Here is a 17,146-nt window from a genome sequence, read left to right on the forward strand (position 1 = left end):
CGGTAATAGTAACAATAGAACACTGGATATAAAGGAGTGAATGCGATATGGCTCATGAAAAATACGAAGATCTGCTCCGCACACTGCATGACAGCATGACGGCCGCCAACAACTGCTTCAGCGAATGCCTGCAGGAGGACGACGTCAAAATGATGGCCGAATGTATCCGTCTGGCGAGAGAATCCGCTGATATGTGTGGTTATCTGGAACAGGCGATTACAAGAAAAAGCCCATTTGTTAAAGAATTGGCTTCTGTCTGTGCGACCATCTGCGAAGCCTGCGCCACAGAATGCGAAAAGCATGATGATGACCACTGTCAGCAGTGTGCCAAAGCCTGCTTTGATTGTGCAGAAGCATGCCGGACAGCAGCTTAATGTCACGATGTATCTATGTCATAAAAAAAGCACGGATCGATAGTTAAATCGATCCGCGCTTTTTTCTGTTAGTTGTACAAAATGCCGCCATCAATGAGCACGCACTGTCCGGTCATATAATCAGAATCCGGTGAGGCGAGATAGGATACGAAGTTCGCCACATCCTCCGGCGTCTGGGCCCGTCCAAGTGCAATGCCTTCGGTGAATTTTTTGAAGGCATCCCCGGAATGAGCAAGTCCCATTTCTTCTACCAGTCTGGCATCGATTCGTTCCCACATCGAGGTTCCGACCACGCCAGGGCAGTAGGCGTTAACCGTAATTTTTTCCGGTGCCAGCTCCTGGGCCGCCGCCTGGGTTAACCCCCGCACCGCAAATTTAGTGGCTGAATACACACCGAGCAGGGCAAATCCTTTGTGGCCGGCGATACTGCAGGCGTTAATAATCTTGCCTCCCCCCTGTTTTTTCATTTGTTCCGCGGCTTCCTGAATGCCATATATTGTTCCGTTCACATTCACATTGAAAATCGTATTAATGTCTTCTTCTGTTGCATGTAATAGAGGCGCGACCTGGTCAATGCCGGCGTTATTCACAAACACATCCACACTTCCAAACTTCTGCACGCTCTGCTGCACAAGATGATGAATATCCGTTTTGCTCGTCACATTCGCTTTAACTGCCACGGCCTTGCCGCCATTGTTTTGAATTTCCTGAACAACATCTTCTGCTTTGTTTTCGTCAATATCACTAATAACGATGTTAAATCCGTCGCCCGCCAGCCGATGAGCGATGCCCCGTCCGATACCCTGACCTGAACCTGTGATTACCGCTGTCTTACTCATCATTACACCAACCTCTCTATTATATTTTTCTACAATGCTACATCATCATTATACTCCCAATATTCGGAAAATTAAGTCTTTTATGCAAAAAAGGTTGTGTTCCCATTCAACTCGTCGCATTCATTAACTGATGGTAGTATTCAGGTTTATGCGTTTTATTCAAGTGATACCACGCATGCAGCGCATCTGGTGTAAATACATCCAATGCCTTCAGCACTTCCCTCGCAAATTCCAAGGGGGCTATTCCTGTTGCCGTAATGACATTTCCAGCAGTTACGGCGGGCTCTGTTTCGTATAACGGTTCCCCTTTATAATCCGGGCAGACCATTTTAAGATATTCCAGATCATTGCTTGTATGCCTTCTCGTATCGAGGTATCCCGATTGGGCAAGGCCCACCGTCGCCCCGCAGATCGCAGCAACGACAGCTTCGTTCTGAATCGCTTCCCCGATTTTTTGCAGGACTGGTTCGTGAATTCCTTCTCCCCACGTATCTCCTCCGGGCAGGATGAACAGGCTTTCCTTCGCAGTCGAGCATTCCTCCATAGAAATTTCCGGCTGGATGCTCACGCCCCCCATCGTCGTAACCATTTTTTTGTCAGCTCCTGCTGTGATTACTTTTAAAGGTGCCACCTCTTTTTTGAAGCACCGTCCCGAGTTCAGCTCCGCCGTAACGTATCCATATTCCCAGTCGGCCATCGTGTCAAAGACATAAAGGTATACATGTTTCGTATGCATTTCGCAGCACTCCACTCTTTATTTTTTTTGATAAACGATCAATAGACAGACAATACCATCCAGCTTTTTTTCCAACGGAATACCTTTGTTTTAAACATACCTCGTTCTCTTCTTTTCGACAATTCCTTTTTTCTTTATGCATAAAAAAACACCAGCATCTCTGCTGGTGCCGCTGTCTTATTTCCACTGCTGGTAGTGGGCTTTCGTGCGTGGCTCCATTTCGGTTAACGATTCGGTCAGTACTTCAGAAAATCCGGAAATATTCGTTTCCATCCGGCCGGGAAATTCGGATTCGATGAATGCCAGATTGTCTTTTTCCGGCTCATGCCAGATCGAGCCATGCTTTTCTGTCTGGGTATAGCCGTCCAGTTCCCCGATTTCCCAGTTGGTTGCTTCGAAATAGCCGATATCCATACCCGCTTCCTGGAATGGGGCATGATCACTCCACAGCCCGGTCGTGCCTTCCGGGTACTCAGGATTCAGGCCGGGGTTGATCTTCATATCAATGTCGGCATCTTCAGCCAGCTGCTGGGCAAAATTCCGGTACCATCCGCTTCTTCCTTCGCCTCCATGTATATACATATGATCGCCCGCAGCCAAACTGTCGAGATTAATCATCGCCAGCGTATTGTTTTTTTCTTTATTGGACATGTTTTCTACATACTGTTCCGATCCATGTAAGCCGCCTTCCTCTGCACCAAAGGCAACAAACCGAACCGTGAAGGGAACGTCTATGTCCTCCAGGCGCTCAGCGGTTTCAAGCATTACGCCGACGCCGGATGCATTATCGTCAATGCCTTCTACATCTGCTACGGTGTCGTAGTGGGCACCAACAATAATTTCCTTTTTAAACTTTCCCGGCTTCACGACAGAGAGGTTCTCGGATTCAAGCTCTTCGCCGTCTCTTGTAAATGTAAATGCCTCCGTTTGGGTTTCATACCCCATGTCTTCAAGCGCTGTCTCTATGTATGCTTTCGCTTCTTGTTCACCTTCTGTTCCTGCCAGACGTTCCCCGATATCCTGGGATAAATAGCGCATATGCTCCATTGCCGTATCTCCATAGTTCTCCTGAGCTTCTGCCGCCTGCGGCCATGCCAGAACCACCGCAGTAAGAGCGGCTGCCAAACCAGTACCTGCTTTTTTCATCTGAAAAACCCTCCTTTTATCCGTCTCTCTATTAAAGCATATATTCAGAATGTTTAGTATCGGTCCAAGTTCTCCTTTTTTATTAGAATTTTCAAGCACTTTGTCTACACTCTTCTTTTCTTCCCATACTATAATAGATCTAACCATAAAACTTAGGAGGCTGTCATGCATCTCAGCGATATTGTATTGAATGAAGGATATCTCCCCACCGGCAGCATGCCCTTTTCAACACTGAAAACATATTATTATCATAATGAGTCGTTTACGCTTCCTGTAGTGGAAAAGAATAAATTGGTCAATCTGCTTTCTCTATCCGATATAGAAAACAGCGGTCATTCGACTATTTCTGTTCAAGCTTCATCTGCTGCTGTCATTTCTGCACATCCTGAAGACCTGCTGGAAACATACGCTGACCTTACACAGCCAATCCTTCCTGTAATTAGTAAAGATGGTACATATATTGGATTTATATCTCTATCTCACCTTCAGCAGATTATTCAGATCACTCAATTGTTTCATTACAAGCAGAAACATTTGGAAGAAATCAATGAAGAATATGAAATGATTTTGGAAACCTCCCATGATGTGGTGCAGGTAACGAATGAAAAAGGAACTACATTAAGAATGAGCCGATCGAGTGAAACGATTGACGGGCTCTCCCCTTCGCAGCTTTTAGGTAAAAGTATGAAAGAAATGGTGGATCAGTCTTTATATTCGAAATCAGCGGCTATGGAAGTTCTTAAACTGCAAAAGCCTGTTACGATAACACAGTCTGTAAATAATGATAAAGAAATATTGGCTACCGGCACGCCTTTCTTTAAAGATGGCCGGCTGTATAGAGTAGTAGTAAACGCCCGCGATATTACGGAATTAAATAAACTGCGTAACGAAGTGAAAAAAGTAGAATACATTAAAGAAGAGCTTCAGATACTGCGAAACAAAACACTCAATCTTCCCGATACTATTATTAAAAATAAAGAAATGCAGAACATCTTTTCCATAGCCTCCCGGGTGGCAGGCGTCGATTCCAATATTTTGTTGTTTGGAGAATCCGGTGTAGGTAAGGGGGTTGTCGCCAAATATATTCATAAGAACAGCAAACGTGCGGATGGACCTTTTATAAAAATAGATGTATCTGCCATTCCTGAAAACTTATTGGAGTCCGAGTTGTTCGGTTATGTTAAAGGGGCCTTTACCGGAGCAGCCTCTGAAGGCAAACCAGGCTTGGTAGCGCTGGCCGAAAACGGTACTTTGTTTTTGGATGAGATTGGCGAACTTCCTATTCAGCTTCAGCCTAAATTGCTGCGGCTCATTCAGGAAAGAACCTTTATTCCTGTAGGCGGACAGTCCCCGCAGCCTATTAATATTCGTGTCATAGCGGCAACCCACCGCAACCTCGAAGAAATGATAAAGGAAGGAACCTTCCGGGAGGATTTATATTACCGTTTAAACGTGGTGCCTTTTCTCATTCCTCCTTTAAAGGAGCGTACAGAAGAAATTCTTCCTCTTGTATTTTATTATTTAGAACAATTCAATAAACGGTACCATTTGAAAAAAGAAATTCAGCAGGAAGCACTTCCCTATTTCACCAGCTACGACTGGCCCGGAAATATTAGAGAACTTCAAAATATTATTGAACGATTAGTCGTTACGTCTAAAGAAAACCTCATCAGCAAAGAAGAACTGCCTGATCTTCTCCTCACTTCGGAAGACCCTGAAGATACGCAGCTGCTTCTGCATGAACCGCTCCCGCTTAAAAAATTGATGGAGCGCCATGAAAAAAATATACTAACAAAAATAGCTTCTGTCTCAGGAGATACGAAAGAAGCTGCGGACTGGCTCGGCCTGGATAGAAGCACCATACGACGAAAATTCAAAAAACATGCCATTCCTTTTCCCGAAAAAGGAAATAACTAGAAGGCAGAAAATCCTGCAGAGGCTTTTTTGCCTTCTTTTCTAATTCCCTTATCTATCAGGGGAAAAGATTCATTGAAATATTTGGAAGGCAGTTCTGCCTCCTTTTTTTATAAATTGCCTTTATTTAACGGGATTTAATAGTGGCACGGTAATTGCAATAACTATTTGTTAATCAAAGGAGGATGAGATATGAACAACTCAACGACAAATGGATTGACCTCTCCCAGATTTTCCAACACCGGCAACTTTATGAGAATGCCTCACATAACGACTGCTGAGAATACGGATTTTGTTGTAGTAGGAATCCCTTTCGATACCGCCTCCTCCTTTCGGACAGGCTCACGCTTTGGCCCCAATGCCGTCCGTACTATTTCTGCAATGATCAAGCCTAATAACGTTCAGCTGAAGGTAAACGTGCTCGATCACCTAAAAGGAGGAGATTACGGTGATATTCCAATCGTTCCAGGGTATATGGAGCCGACATTCCAAAACATTGAAAAGGAATTAGATACCATACTGAGCCACGATTCTGTACCTATCACCATAGGCGGCGATCATTCTATCGTTCTTCCCGAACTTCGGGCGATTGCAAAAAAACATGGTCCAGTCGCTTTGGTGCATTATGATGCTCATGCAGACATTAATGACACGGTCTTTGGAGAAAAGCATAATCACGGCACCCCTTTCCGACGTGCCATTGAGGAAGGACTAATTGACCCTTCCCGTTCTATTCAGATTGGAATGAGGGGCTCCCTTTATTTTGCTGATGAATTCGAAGAAGCTGCCAAGCTTGGTTTAAAGCTGATCCCGGCTCACGAAGTAAGAGAGCTTGGTTTTGAAAAAGTAGGCCAGATGATTCGAGAACGTGTCGGTGACCATAAAGCATTTTTTAGTTTTGATATTGATTTTGTTGATCCTGCTTATGCACCGGGTACCGGCACGCCGGAAGTTGGAGGCTTCACTTCGTTTGAAGCCCTGGATCTTATTCGCAAAGTAAAGGACATAGATTTTGTCGGATTCGATATGGTAGAGGTCCTCCCCGCTTATGATCATGCAGAAATTACTGCTTATCTGGGTGCTAATGTATGCTTTGAATTCATGTCCATGATCGCCTATAGAAAACTAAAGTAAGAGAGAGCATGTAGGAGAGCTTCTGTTATTCCTCGTTATTTATTTTTTACAAAATAAGAGGAGGAAGCTCATGAAACAACAAACAGTAGAGACTAGAGAAAAACTGAATTTTGATAAACACTCTATTAAAAGCTCCACTGATGGAAAAGACCTGGATCAATTAGAAATGGATAAGAAAATGTTCCGCACGGGATTAAGAAAATCTATTCTTTATTCATTAATTGCTGTTATTTGCTTTTTTGTTCCTATCACTATAGATGGACAGGTTGATGTCGTTTTTGGTTATATGTATAATTTTTTACTTACTCTGTCAGGCCCTTTCAGCTTATGGGGAGCGGCTCTGCTTGTAACGGTGCACTCTCTCTTCAGCACGTATGCTCATTTTGGTTCCTTTAAGAACAAAACGCTTCGGACGTATTATGAAGAGGATTCTGTTATTCATACGTTTTTTTATTTACTAGGTGCTTTCTATATCAACGTTTACGTGCTTCATACAGGCTGGGCAGGATTTTCTGCACCGGAATGGATAGTCGGAGAGGGAACCGGTGGCACCGTTATTCCTTCGATTGTATTGACGGTTGCCTGGATTATACCAGTAGCTGCGATTTTAATGCCCCTGCTCCTTAACTACGGAGCACTCGATTTTGTCGGTTCTATCCTGGAGCCGATTATGCGGCCATTGTTTAAAGTACCCGGGAAAAGCGCCATTGATGCTATTGCCAGTTTTATCAGCTCTTCTTCTGTGGCTATCCTTATTACAAGCAATCTCTACAAAATGAATATTTACACAAAAAGAGAAGCAGTTGCTATCGCTACAAGCTTTAGTGCAGTAAGCGTCGGGTTCGCTATTTTAGTTATTAACACTGCTGAAATGGGCAGTGATTTTATTCAAATCTATTTCACCGCACTTCTGATCGCATTTATTGTTTCATTCTTCATGATCCGGATTCCGCCTCTTTCCAGGCAGTCCGACCGTTACTATGACGGCAGCATGCAGTCGGAAGAAGAAAGATCCAATGAAGCAAAGTTTGAACTGGCTGTTCTTCCAAGAGGGATTTCAAGAGCAGCTAAAAGAGCTTATTCGGCTGACTCCCTGCTTCATGAAATGAAGGTTAGTTTAAAAGGAGCATTGGCTGTTCTTCCAAAAGTGCTGGCCATGCTTGCTTCCATTGGTATAACTGGTTTGATTGTGGCGGAATACACACCTGTATTCAACTGGCTCGGTCTTCCCTTTATTCCTTTACTCGAATTATTAAATGTACCAAATGCTGAGCTCATTGCGCCTTCCATACCGGTAGGAATTGCAGAAATGTTTCTTCCTGTGCTTTTAATAGCCGGAGAACTGAGTATTCTGGAACCGGGAGCTATTTATTTTGTAACGACATTGTCTTTAGTGCAAATTATTTTCTTCTCTGAATCTATTGTTGTGATCAATGCCACGCGGCTTCCTATCAAGCTTTGGGAATTGGTTGTATGCTTTTTCCAAAGAACACTAATCGCCATCCCTGTGATTGCCTTCTTTATGCACTTAATGTACTAATAAACACCCTCCAGCTTAGATAAGCTGGAGGGTGTTTGCCGTTTCATGGCTACCACCTGGATTTCTTAATGACAATTTCTCCAACGCCGATATCGGCCTGAAGATAAAGCTTATGCTCCGGATCCATAGGCGTATGGTGTTCAAAGTGGGAGTTGGAAAACATGCCGCCTTCTTTCTGCTTGAGCATGTTTACTTCACCTATCCCTACTTTTGTATAAACATCCGCATCCCACGTGTCGGGAAGAAAAATCTTGATCCCGCCGACGGCTCCTTTAATGTGCAGGTGCACATCCTTTTCCTGAACGTCTGCCTTGGACAGATCAATCGTCACTTCCCCAATGAAAAACTGAATGGCTGTCGGCGGAAGTTTGAATGGGATTTTCGTCCATTTGATTTCCCCAAGCAGCATCTTTTTTTGTTTCATCCCTGCTGAGAGTGGAATATCGGCCGGTTCTTCTTCTTTTTCCGTGCGTCCTCCCGGCAGATCCCGGTCAATATCAACAACCGGATTGCGTCTTGAGTAAATAAACATGCCTCCTGCCACCGCCGCGGCTGCAAGTATAACTGCCATGACGAGCACGAAAAATGTTCCTTCCAGATGACGGGCCAGATGAATAACCGCAAGCCCGATAAACAATAAGGAAAGCCAGCCCGATCCTCCCTTATAAAAATAATAGGCCAGTCCAAAAGCAATGGTCGGCCAGATTAGAAACCCCAGACTAATGCCGGCTTGAGAAGATAAGAAATTGGCGCCGACAATAATCGCGACCGGAACGATCCAACACATATTATGTCTCATCTTTTACCCGCCTTTACGTTCTGTTTGGAGAAACATACTCTTTCTTTTATTATACGCTTCTGCCAAAAAGAAAAGAAGGTTCAATCCGTGATGTATTTCTTTTTTCGCCGCATATAGGAGGATTGCGACAAACCTAGTGCGGCAGCGGCCTTACGGGTGGAGGAATACTTCGCCTCGGCTTCCAGAATCAGCTTCTGCTCCAGCTCTTCGACGGCCTCCGCGAGAGTCCGGTTTAATCCATAGGCAAACGCACTCTCTCCTCGCGATACCTCCCGGATAATATCATCGGGCAGGTCGCTCGTATTCATGTTGTCCGTCTCTGCTGTAATGACCATCCGCTCCACAACATTCTCCAGCTCGCGGATATTCCCGGGCCACGAGTAGTCCTGAAGCAGTTTCAGCACACCGGAAGTAAAGTGGCGCTGTTTGGCATGCTGCGTATTAAAACGATCCAGGGCCACCTGCAGGAGCGGATAAATATCTTCCTGGCGGTGGCGCAGCGCCGGCAGATGAACAGGTAGCACGTTCAGCCGGTAGTACAAATCCTCGCGGAAGGCTTTGCGGGCAATCATCTCTTTTAAATTTTTATTTGTTGCCGTTACGATACGGGCATCGACGGTCCGCGGCGCCGTTTCCCCAATCGGCAGATACGTCTTGTGCTGCACGAGCTGCAGAAGCTTGGACTGAATGTGCATTGGCACTTCTCCAATTTCGTCCAGAAACAATGTTCCTTTATCAGCCAGTTCCACAAGCCCGACTTTCCCTCCCTGGTAAGCGCCTGTAAATGATCCCTTTTTAAAGCCGAACAGCTCAGACTCCATTAATGATTCCGGAATCGATCCGCAGTTGATTGAAATAAATGGCCCTTCATGCCGATCGCTGAATTCGTGAATTTTACCGGCAGCCGAGCTTTTTCCTACTCCTGTTTCGCCGGACAGCAGCACGGTCGTGTCTACTGCTGCTACTTTTTTCAACAGGTCGAGCGTATTGGTAAAGGCTTTGCTTTTCCCGGTAAACTGCCCGCCTTTTTCCTTGTTGCGCTGCAGGCGGATGCCCCGGACTTCCTGGCTGTAAAAACGAAGCAGGTTTTCCGCCTGCTCGAGCTGCTTGGTCGTCTGCATGTCTTTTGTAATATCACGGGAGAGCACAACGACCAGCTTTTCCTGCTCCCACGGAATAATATAGCCGCTCACGAAATACTGACGGCCCTGCTGCGTCGTCTGCACAGAGCTCACCGATTCGCCTGCTTCAAGCACCATTTTTGTTATCGAAGGATTCATAATCCCTCTGCCTTCGAGCTCCCATACACTCCTTCCTTTCAGGTCCTCTCGTTTCGAACCGAGAATTTTTTCGCTCGCATCATTATTCCAGAGCGTTTCTCCTTCTCCATTTGAAAAATAAAAGCCGTCTTCCAGCGCATTGAATAGATCTTTAATCATTGGTGTCTCAAATAATGTTTTCAGCTTCATTTTTTCCTCTTCCCTGCAGATAATCATTAATATTTAGACTATTCTTTCATTTTGAGTCGTTATTGGTTCAATGCTTCAAAATTGTTTACACAGCCGAATCATATTCGGTTCAAACGAACCGAATATGACTATTGTTATCTTTCTTTTAGTGTACCGATTCCCTAATAACCTGTCAAAACAGGTTTTGGAAGCTGATAAGCCCGGTAAAAGTTGGCATGCTTTTTGCTTATGTATATAGGTAGAAACGAATCAGGAGGTGAACGTGATGAATATTGATGTATTCGTGTTATTTTTAAATGCGTTTTTAACCACACTCATTTCTTCCGTTATTGTTGTAATTATCTTAAGAAGAAAATACCTTCCCGCTATCCGGCGGATGGAGCAGGAGCAGGAAAAATCCAGGCAGCAGCCTGAATCAGAGAGGAGCGGCACCCAGTGACTACTACGATATTTTTTGTTGTACTGATCTTTTATGTAGTGGCCGGGGGTCTTGTCGCCCGGCTCGTGAAAAACAAATCCGATTTCTACGTGATGGGGGAAAAAGGCTCCACGCTTTTAATCGTTGGTACGCTTGGTGCTACATACTTAAGTGCCGTGACGCTTCTCGGCATTGCCGGGCAGTCCTATGCTGAAGGACCGCTCGTTATCGCAGCTCTTGGTTCCTTCGGAGCCTGGATCGGCACCTTGATTGCCGTTGTCTATATCGGCCGTAAGATGAAAGCATTAGGCTGCATGACGATGCCCGATTTTTTCGAAATGCGCTTTAAAAACAAAACAGTCAGCATTATTGCGCTTATCATTATGATCGTTGGGCTGCTTGGCTACGGTGTAATTCAGCTGATTGGGGCGGGGCTTGTGCTGAGCCAGGTTACCGGCATTTCTTTTCCTTTCATGATCGTATTGTTCACGCTGGCTCTGCTTGTGTTCTGTGCCCTCGGCGGCATGTATGGCGTGGTCGTAACAGACACTATTATGCTGTTCACGATGCTTGCCATCTCCTGCCTGATTGCACCATTGTTAATCGGCCAGGCCGGTTTTGAAAACATGAAAGCCTTGAGCGAGACCATTCCATTCTACTGGACGATCGGCGGGGCAGAGCAGCGTCCGCTGGGCTGGTCGATTTCACAGTTTCTCGTCTGGATCTTGTTTTTTTCCTGCACACCGGCACTCGTATCCCGGGTGTTCCCGGCCAAAAACGATTTTGTTATTTTAAAAGCTGCGGTTATCGGCGTGTTTCTGGCGCCCTTTATGCAGGTAATTGTCTTTTTGGCAGCCGGCAGCATGCAGGTAATTCAGCCTGGTATTGAAACAACCGATAACGTGATGATTATTGGATTTATGAACCATGTACCGGAAGCACTGGGCGGACTCGGCCTGGCCGGTCTGATGGCTTCTATTATGTCCACGGCCTCCACCCTGTTTGTTCTGACAGGATTTGCGCTTGCGCGCGATTTATATGAACATTTATTTGATAAAAAGCTGAGCGAAAAACGCAGCCTTCGTGTCGGACGCTACGCCCAGGTGCTTGTAGCCGCGGTCGTCTGCGTGATCGCGATTATGCAGCCGGCGGCGATTTACTGGATTTCCATTTATGCCGGCGCGATTTTCGGTGTCGGCTGGCTGCCTACTGTCGTAGGGGGGCTCGAGTGGAAACGCATGAACAGTCAGGCTGCTATTGGCAGTATGCTCGCCGGAACGAGCGCTTTTATTCTTGTAGATGAACTTGTGCGAAGGGCGGTTATTACCCTTCCGGTTCACATTGACTCCTTAATGGTAGCCTTTGCGGTCGGCGTGCTGACGCTGTTTATTGTCGGCTTCTCGACGCGTCCTTCCGCCCACGAACAGGCTTTTTACAAAAAAATGAAGCAGACGAGCATGTCTGCAATCACGATTAAAGACTTTGCCAGCCGTCCGGATGGCCTGGCCCAGTTGAAAAAGCAGTACAAACAAACCATGATCATCTGCATCAGCTTTGTGTTTATCGCTGCGATTGTCTGGGGCTACTTCCTGATGATGCTCGGCTTTTAAATCCCACTATAAAAGGAGATATGTTCTATGCCTCATTTACAGACCGCTCTTACTGATATTCATCAAGCCATTGATAACCACTGGGAAGAACAGCTTGATTTTTTGAAAGAAATCGGACGCTACCCTTCCACGCTTGGCAATGAACAGCCGCTCCAGTCCTATATCGCCGATTACCTGGAAAAAACGCTCGACATGGAAGTCGATCGTTTCACACCGGATGTGAAAAAGCTTTCCTCCCATCCGGGCTTCTCTATCCCGGAGCACCCGTATGATGGACGGGAAGTCGTCGCGGCCGTTTCCAAAGACCACGGCAGCAGCGGCCAAAGTCTGCTGTTCCAGAGCCACATTGATGTAGTTCCTCCCGGGGCACTCCGATTTTGGTCAACCAATCCGTGGGACCCCGTCCAGCGGGGCAATAAACTATACGGCCGGGGCATGCAGGATATGAAATCCGGCGCTTCGGCAATGATTTTTGCCTACCGCGCCATTCGGGAGGCAGGCTACGAGCCGGATGCTCCTTTTATGCTGCAGACGGTGATTGAAGAAGAATGCACCGGCAACGGAGCGCTCGCCGCGCTTGACAGAGGCTGGCACTCCGATGCCGTGCTGATCCCGGAGCCCTTCGGCATGAAAGCCTCCACCTCTCAGGTAGGCGTCGTCTGGTTCCGCATTACGGTCCTCGGCGCCGGCGCCCATACGGAGCGGGCAAGCGAAGCCGTCAATGCGATTGAAAAATCTTATAAAGTGATTGAAGCGCTGAAAAGCTACGAACAGATGATCAACAAACGTGAGCGGCCGGATGCCTATAAAGATCATCCCCATCCGTTGAACATTAATATAGGCACGATTCAATCCGGCGACTGGCCTTCGAGCGTCCCGGCCGAAACCGTTATTGAAGGAAGGGCTGGACTGTTTCCGGGTCAGGATCCCGCTGAGATAAAAGAAGAACTCAAAGCCTGGGTTCTCGAGTACGTAAAAGAAGACGAGTGGCTCGCTTCCCATCCGCCTGACGTTTATTTTTTCGGTTTTCATGCCGAAGGCGCTTCCGTAGAGGAAGACTCCCCGATGATGCAGACGCTCGGACGGGCTCACGAAACGATACATGAGGACGCTCTTTCTTTCCAGCCGATCACGGCGACGACTGACACCAGGTTTTACACGTTGTACTATGATATACCGGCTACCTGCTACGGCCCTATCGGCGGCAATATGCACGGCGGCGATGAATGGGTCGATCTGGAAAGCGTGAAACAGGTAACGAAAGTATACGCCGCTTTTCTGGCATACTGGTGCGGATTGAAAAAACGGGAAGGGAACCTGTCATGACACATCGTATCAGCATCGACCGCGTCCGTGACCGTCACGCCCAGATCGCCGGCATCGGAGCGCTTTCCGGCGGCGGAGTATCCCGGCTGGCGCTGAGTGACGAAGACAAACAGGCAAGAGACGTATTGCATCAGTGGATGGAGGAGCTCGACCTGGACATAACGCAGGATGACCTCGGCAACATGTACGGTCTTCTTCCCGGCACCGACCCTGCGCTCGATCCAATTGTACTCGGCTCCCATCTCGACTCCGTTCCAAACGGCGGTACGTTCGACGGAGTCATCGGTGTTCTCGCCGGACTGGAAGTACTTCAGTCTGTGCGGGACACCGGCCAAACGCCGAAGCGCTCTCTTCTGCTCGTCAATTTTACAAACGAAGAAGGCGCCCGTTTTCCTATACCAATGATTTCCTCAGGGGTACTGTCAGGCACGTATGCAACCGAAAAAATGATGAACCTGCCGGACCAGAATCACGTGACGATAGAGCAGGAGCTGAAGCGGTTCGATCTGCAGGGGGACAAAGCCAACCGGCTGCAGCGGGCGTATGCTTTTCTGGAGCTTCATATCGAGCAGGGGCCCGTGCTCGAAGATAAACGCAGGCAGACCGGCATCGTGAAAGGCATCCAGGGGTTATCATGGAATGAATTCACGATTGTTGGAGACGCCGATCATGCCGGACCCTCACCGATGGCCTCCCGGGCAGACGCCGGTATTATGGCTATGAAAGTAATGCTTGCTCTTCATGAATGGGTCCTCCATTTGGAAGACCAGACGACCATCACCTTCGGCCAGATTAAAACAGAGCCGTTTACTATTAATGTGATACCGGGAAAAACGGTGTTCAGCGTCGATATCCGCCATCCGGATAAGACGGTGCTGGACGAGCGTCTTGTCGAGATGATGGCACTCGTGGAACAAACAATGGAGCAGCAACCGGGCAGCTGGGAGGAGACTTCACTCTCCTATATGCCTCCGGTTACATTCCACGAACCTTTTCTCGAAGAGCTGGAATCCATCTGCCGGGAGCAGAACTTCTCCTACACCACCATGTTCAGCGGCGCCGGGCATGACGCCATGCATATCAGCAAATTCATTCCAACGGTCATGCTGTTCGTGCCGAGCATCGGAGGCAAAAGCCATCACCCGGCTGAACTGTCCCGCTGGGAGGACATCGATCAGGCCGTGCAGCTTATGTATGAATGGACGATCAGGCACTGTTATTAAACATATAAAAAGCAAAAATCCTGACAGACAGGATTTTTGCTTTTTTGTTAGATTTATTATCAATTGGTTCCTTGTATATTTTCCATTACCTTACGTGCTTCTGCTTCCACTTCTTCTACCGTAGATTTATACAGACTGCTTCCAACGCTGATAGCCGCGGCACCCTTATTGATCCATTCTTTCGCATTTTCAGCGTTCACCCCGCCGGATGGCATAAGTTTCGCCTGGGGTACTGGTCCATTTATTGTAGAAATAAACGAGGGACTCACTGTATTTCCAGGAAAAATTTTAATAATATCCGATCCATATTCCAACGCTTCTATTACTTCCTTTACTGTATAGCAACCGGGAATATAAGGAATACTATAACGATTGCATAAGAGTGCTGTTTCTTTATTAAAGCTGGGTGATACAATAAAGGCCGCTCCTGCCAGAATCGCAATTCTGGCAGTGACTTCATCGAGAACAGTACCGGCTCCAATTACTGCCTTATCCGGAAATTTCTCAGCCAAAGAAGAAATGAGGGCTGATGCACCTGGAACGGTATACGTAATTTCCAGAATAGAAATACCGCCTTTAAGTGATCCTTCTGCAACCATTTCTGCTTCTTCCACGGAACTGCCGCGCACCACAGCGACTGCTTTTTGATCTATCATCATCTGAAGCGTTTCTAATTTTCCGGCCATTGTATCCTCCCTTTTCTACACACCCGAATACGCCATAAAGCCGCCGTCAACAGGTACAGTGATACCTGTAACAAAAGAAGAGTAGGCGGGATCGACGAGCCATAAAAGTGTTCCAATTAAATCTTCCGGTTCGCCGAATTTCTCCATCGGCGTCTGCGACATGATTTTCTGCGAACGTTCTGTCAGTTCGCCTTCTTCCGTCAGTAATAACTTTCGGTTTTGGTTTGTTAAAAAGAACCCTGGAGCAATCGCATTGCAGCGGATATTCTGTTTTGCCATATGAACGGCCAGCCACTGGGTGAAATTATCTATTCCTGCTTTAGCCGCGCTGTAGGACATCACTTTCGTCATAGGGCTCGGTGCGCTCATCGAAGAAATATTAATGACACTGCTCCCCTTTTCGGAAAACATATGTTTCATAAACACCTGCGTAGTTAATACGGCTCCCGTAAAGTTCAAATCAAATACGTGGCGGATTGCTGTTTCTTCCAAATCGAAAAAAGAGTTCTTTTCAGGATTTTCTACATCTTCCCAATCAAACGCCTCTCCGGAGGTAGACGCATTGGGATGATTGCCTCCCGCTCCATTGATTAATATGTCGTACACCGGATAAATCTTTTGTATCTGTTCGTTCACCTGTTCAATATCTTTTTTATCCAACACATCGCACGCAAATGCGACAGCTTCCCCATTTTCTTTCGTAATATCGTCCGCAACAGCCTGTGCATTCTCCAGCTTTCGGCTTAAGACAACAACTTTCACTCCTTGACGTCCAAGTGCTCTTGCCATTTCTCCGCAGAGAATGCCTCCGCCTCCTGTCACAATCGCCGTTTTCCCCTTAAGTTCTTCGTGTTTGGCTAACATTATATCCTCCTCTTTTCTCTTTCATCCCATACGCCGAGCATATACATAATCCCCAGAGCCCTGTCATACAATCCATACCCCGGGCGGCAGCTTTCATTCCATAAATGCCTGCCGTGGTCCGGACGAATACACCCGGTATAACCGATATCATGATACGCTTTAATAATGTCGGTTATCGGCACCGAACCGTCCTGTTCTCTATGAGATGTTTCAATAAAGTCTCCGTTTGGATACCGGTATACGTTTCGAACGTGGGCGAATGCAATATTGTCTTTAAATTCATAGATCATCGATGGAATATCATTTTCCGGAAGCGCTCCGAGCGCGCCGCTGCAAAGCGTCAATCCGTTGTATTTGCTATCTACAAGGCTTATGATACGTCTTAGCTGTTCATGAGTGGAAACAATCCGCGGCAGCTTAAAGACCGTCCAGGGCGGATCATCCGGATGCACGCCCAGTTTGATGTCATGTTCCTTGCAAACCGGTATGACACGTTCCAGAAAATACTGAAGGTTATCAAACAAATCGTCTTCCGTAACGTCTGCATACTGCTTGATCACCTGCTGAATATGGGCAAGCCGCTCCGGCTCCCACCCGGGCATCGTGAAATCAGGATTCTGCAGCACTCTTTCCACGAGCTGCTCCGGCGTTACATCATTCACTAAATTTTTTTCATAAAACAATGCGGTAGATCCGTCTTCCATTTCCTTCGCTAAGTCGGTCCGGATCCAGTCGAATACCGGCATAAAGTTATAACAGATCACTTTCACTCCTGCTTCCCCAAGGTTTCGGATCGTCTCCATATAAGCATCGATGTACTCATCTCTGGAAGGCAGGCCGAGCTTGATATCTTCATGTATATTGACGCTCTCTACCACTTCTGCTTTAAAGCCATAGGATTGTATATAGTGCACTTCTTCTTCTATTTCCTTCTTCTTCCACGGCTCGCCTGCCTGCTTATGGTGCAGCGCCCATACAATTTGAGAAGTACCGGGAATTTGGCGGATGTCAGCCAGACTTACACTGTCGTTTCCTCTCCCGTACCATCGAAATCCCATATCCATTTTG

Annotated in this window: 16 protein-coding genes; 8 read left to right on the forward strand and 8 right to left on the reverse strand. The window is 46.8% G+C overall.

Translation table 11 applies throughout. From position 1 onward, the window contains the following. The first annotated feature begins 47 nt into the window (after window positions 1-47). On the forward strand, window positions 48-374 hold the full coding sequence (locus AC5W14_RS12130; RefSeq protein WP_496194538.1) for a four-helix bundle copper-binding protein: 327 nt from the start codon (window positions 48-50) through the stop codon (window positions 372-374). 68 nt (window positions 375-442) lie between these two features. Here the strand turns inward: AC5W14_RS12130 and AC5W14_RS12135 are convergent, their stop codons facing one another. The 3 genes from AC5W14_RS12135 to AC5W14_RS12145 all read right to left on the reverse strand — a co-directional run bounded on the left by AC5W14_RS12135 (window position 443) and on the right by AC5W14_RS12145 (window position 3,095). After that, on the reverse strand, window positions 443-1,213 hold the full coding sequence (locus AC5W14_RS12135) for an acetoin reductase (RefSeq protein ID WP_496058209.1): 771 nt from the start codon (window positions 1,211-1,213) through the stop codon (window positions 443-445). 106 nt (window positions 1,214-1,319) lie between these two features. Next, window positions 1,320-1,949 carry a type 1 glutamine amidotransferase family protein gene (locus AC5W14_RS12140; protein ID WP_496057622.1) on the reverse strand — a complete coding sequence of 210 codons (630 nt, stop codon included), beginning with the start codon at window positions 1,947-1,949 and terminating at the stop codon, window positions 1,320-1,322. A 177-nt stretch (window positions 1,950-2,126) separates the two neighbouring features. Then, entirely contained in the window at window positions 2,127-3,095 is a 969-nt protein-coding gene (locus tag AC5W14_RS12145; protein ID WP_496194539.1) for a M28 family peptidase, read from the reverse strand. A gap of 165 nt (window positions 3,096-3,260) precedes the next feature. On the opposite strand from AC5W14_RS12145, the gene AC5W14_RS12150 reads away from it, so the two are divergent. The 3 genes from AC5W14_RS12150 (at window position 3,261) to AC5W14_RS12160 (ending at window position 7,683) form a co-directional block, all read left to right on the forward strand. Beyond that, entirely contained in the window at window positions 3,261-5,012 is a 1,752-nt protein-coding gene (locus AC5W14_RS12150; protein ID WP_496194540.1) for a sigma 54-interacting transcriptional regulator, read from the forward strand. A 189-nt stretch (window positions 5,013-5,201) separates the two neighbouring features. After that, window positions 5,202-6,143, forward strand: coding sequence for an agmatinase (speB, locus tag AC5W14_RS12155; protein WP_496194541.1), 942 nt, complete (start codon window positions 5,202-5,204; stop codon window positions 6,141-6,143). A gap of 70 nt (window positions 6,144-6,213) precedes the next feature. After that, window positions 6,214-7,683, forward strand: coding sequence for a YjiH family protein (locus AC5W14_RS12160; RefSeq protein WP_496194542.1), 1,470 nt, complete (start codon window positions 6,214-6,216; stop codon window positions 7,681-7,683). A gap of 49 nt (window positions 7,684-7,732) precedes the next feature. Here the strand turns inward: AC5W14_RS12160 and AC5W14_RS12165 are convergent, their stop codons facing one another. Together AC5W14_RS12165 and AC5W14_RS12170 are read right to left on the reverse strand one after the other, a co-directional pair. Next, a complete protein-coding gene (locus AC5W14_RS12165) occupies window positions 7,733-8,482 on the reverse strand; it encodes a LiaF domain-containing protein (protein WP_496194543.1) in 750 nt (249 codons plus the stop codon). An 80-nt stretch (window positions 8,483-8,562) separates the two neighbouring features. Then, the gene (locus AC5W14_RS12170) at window positions 8,563-9,951 is read right to left on the reverse strand and encodes a sigma-54 interaction domain-containing protein (RefSeq protein WP_496057625.1); all 1,389 of its coding nucleotides are present in this window, start codon (window positions 9,949-9,951) and stop codon (window positions 8,563-8,565) included. A 265-nt stretch (window positions 9,952-10,216) separates the two neighbouring features. Here AC5W14_RS12170 and AC5W14_RS12175 point away from each other — a divergent pair, with 265 nt between their 5' ends. The 4 genes from AC5W14_RS12175 to AC5W14_RS12190 are packed head-to-tail and all read left to right on the forward strand — an operon-like array spanning window position 10,217 to window position 14,528. Then, window positions 10,217-10,390 (forward strand): hypothetical protein, encoded by a 174-nt coding sequence (locus AC5W14_RS12175; protein ID WP_496057626.1) that lies wholly within the window; start codon window positions 10,217-10,219, stop codon window positions 10,388-10,390. Beyond that, window positions 10,387-11,979 carry a sodium:solute symporter family protein gene (locus AC5W14_RS12180; RefSeq protein WP_496057627.1) on the forward strand — a complete coding sequence of 531 codons (1,593 nt, stop codon included), beginning with the start codon at window positions 10,387-10,389 and terminating at the stop codon, window positions 11,977-11,979. Before AC5W14_RS12175 ends, AC5W14_RS12180 begins: the two co-directional genes overlap by 4 nt. Before the next feature lie 27 nt (window positions 11,980-12,006). Continuing rightward, a complete protein-coding gene (locus AC5W14_RS12185) occupies window positions 12,007-13,305 on the forward strand; it encodes an ArgE/DapE family deacylase (RefSeq protein WP_496194544.1) in 1,299 nt (432 codons plus the stop codon). Beyond that, window positions 13,302-14,528 carry a Zn-dependent hydrolase gene (locus AC5W14_RS12190; RefSeq protein ID WP_496194545.1) on the forward strand — a complete coding sequence of 409 codons (1,227 nt, stop codon included), beginning with the start codon at window positions 13,302-13,304 and terminating at the stop codon, window positions 14,526-14,528. The genes AC5W14_RS12185 and AC5W14_RS12190 overlap by 4 nt, the downstream gene beginning before the upstream one ends. Window positions 14,529-14,587: 59 nt before the next feature. Here AC5W14_RS12190 and AC5W14_RS12195 read toward each other — a convergent pair whose 3' ends face one another. Genes AC5W14_RS12195 through uxuA form a run of 3 tightly spaced genes read right to left on the reverse strand, consistent with a single transcriptional unit; the run spans window position 14,588 to window position 17,142 of the window. After that, window positions 14,588-15,214, reverse strand: a complete 627-nt coding sequence (locus AC5W14_RS12195; RefSeq protein ID WP_496194546.1) for a bifunctional 2-keto-4-hydroxyglutarate aldolase/2-keto-3-deoxy-6-phosphogluconate aldolase — start codon at window positions 15,212-15,214, stop codon at window positions 14,588-14,590. A 15-nt stretch (window positions 15,215-15,229) separates the two neighbouring features. Further along, window positions 15,230-16,078 (reverse strand): SDR family oxidoreductase, encoded by an 849-nt coding sequence (locus AC5W14_RS12200; RefSeq protein WP_496194547.1) that lies wholly within the window; start codon window positions 16,076-16,078, stop codon window positions 15,230-15,232. Beyond that, entirely contained in the window at window positions 16,078-17,142 is a 1,065-nt protein-coding gene (gene uxuA, locus AC5W14_RS12205; protein ID WP_496194548.1) for a mannonate dehydratase, read from the reverse strand. Before uxuA ends, AC5W14_RS12200 begins: the two co-directional genes overlap by 1 nt. Window positions 17,143-17,146 lie beyond the last annotated feature (4 nt).

This window comes from Sinobaca sp. TMA16-18, from assembly GCF_059510535.1.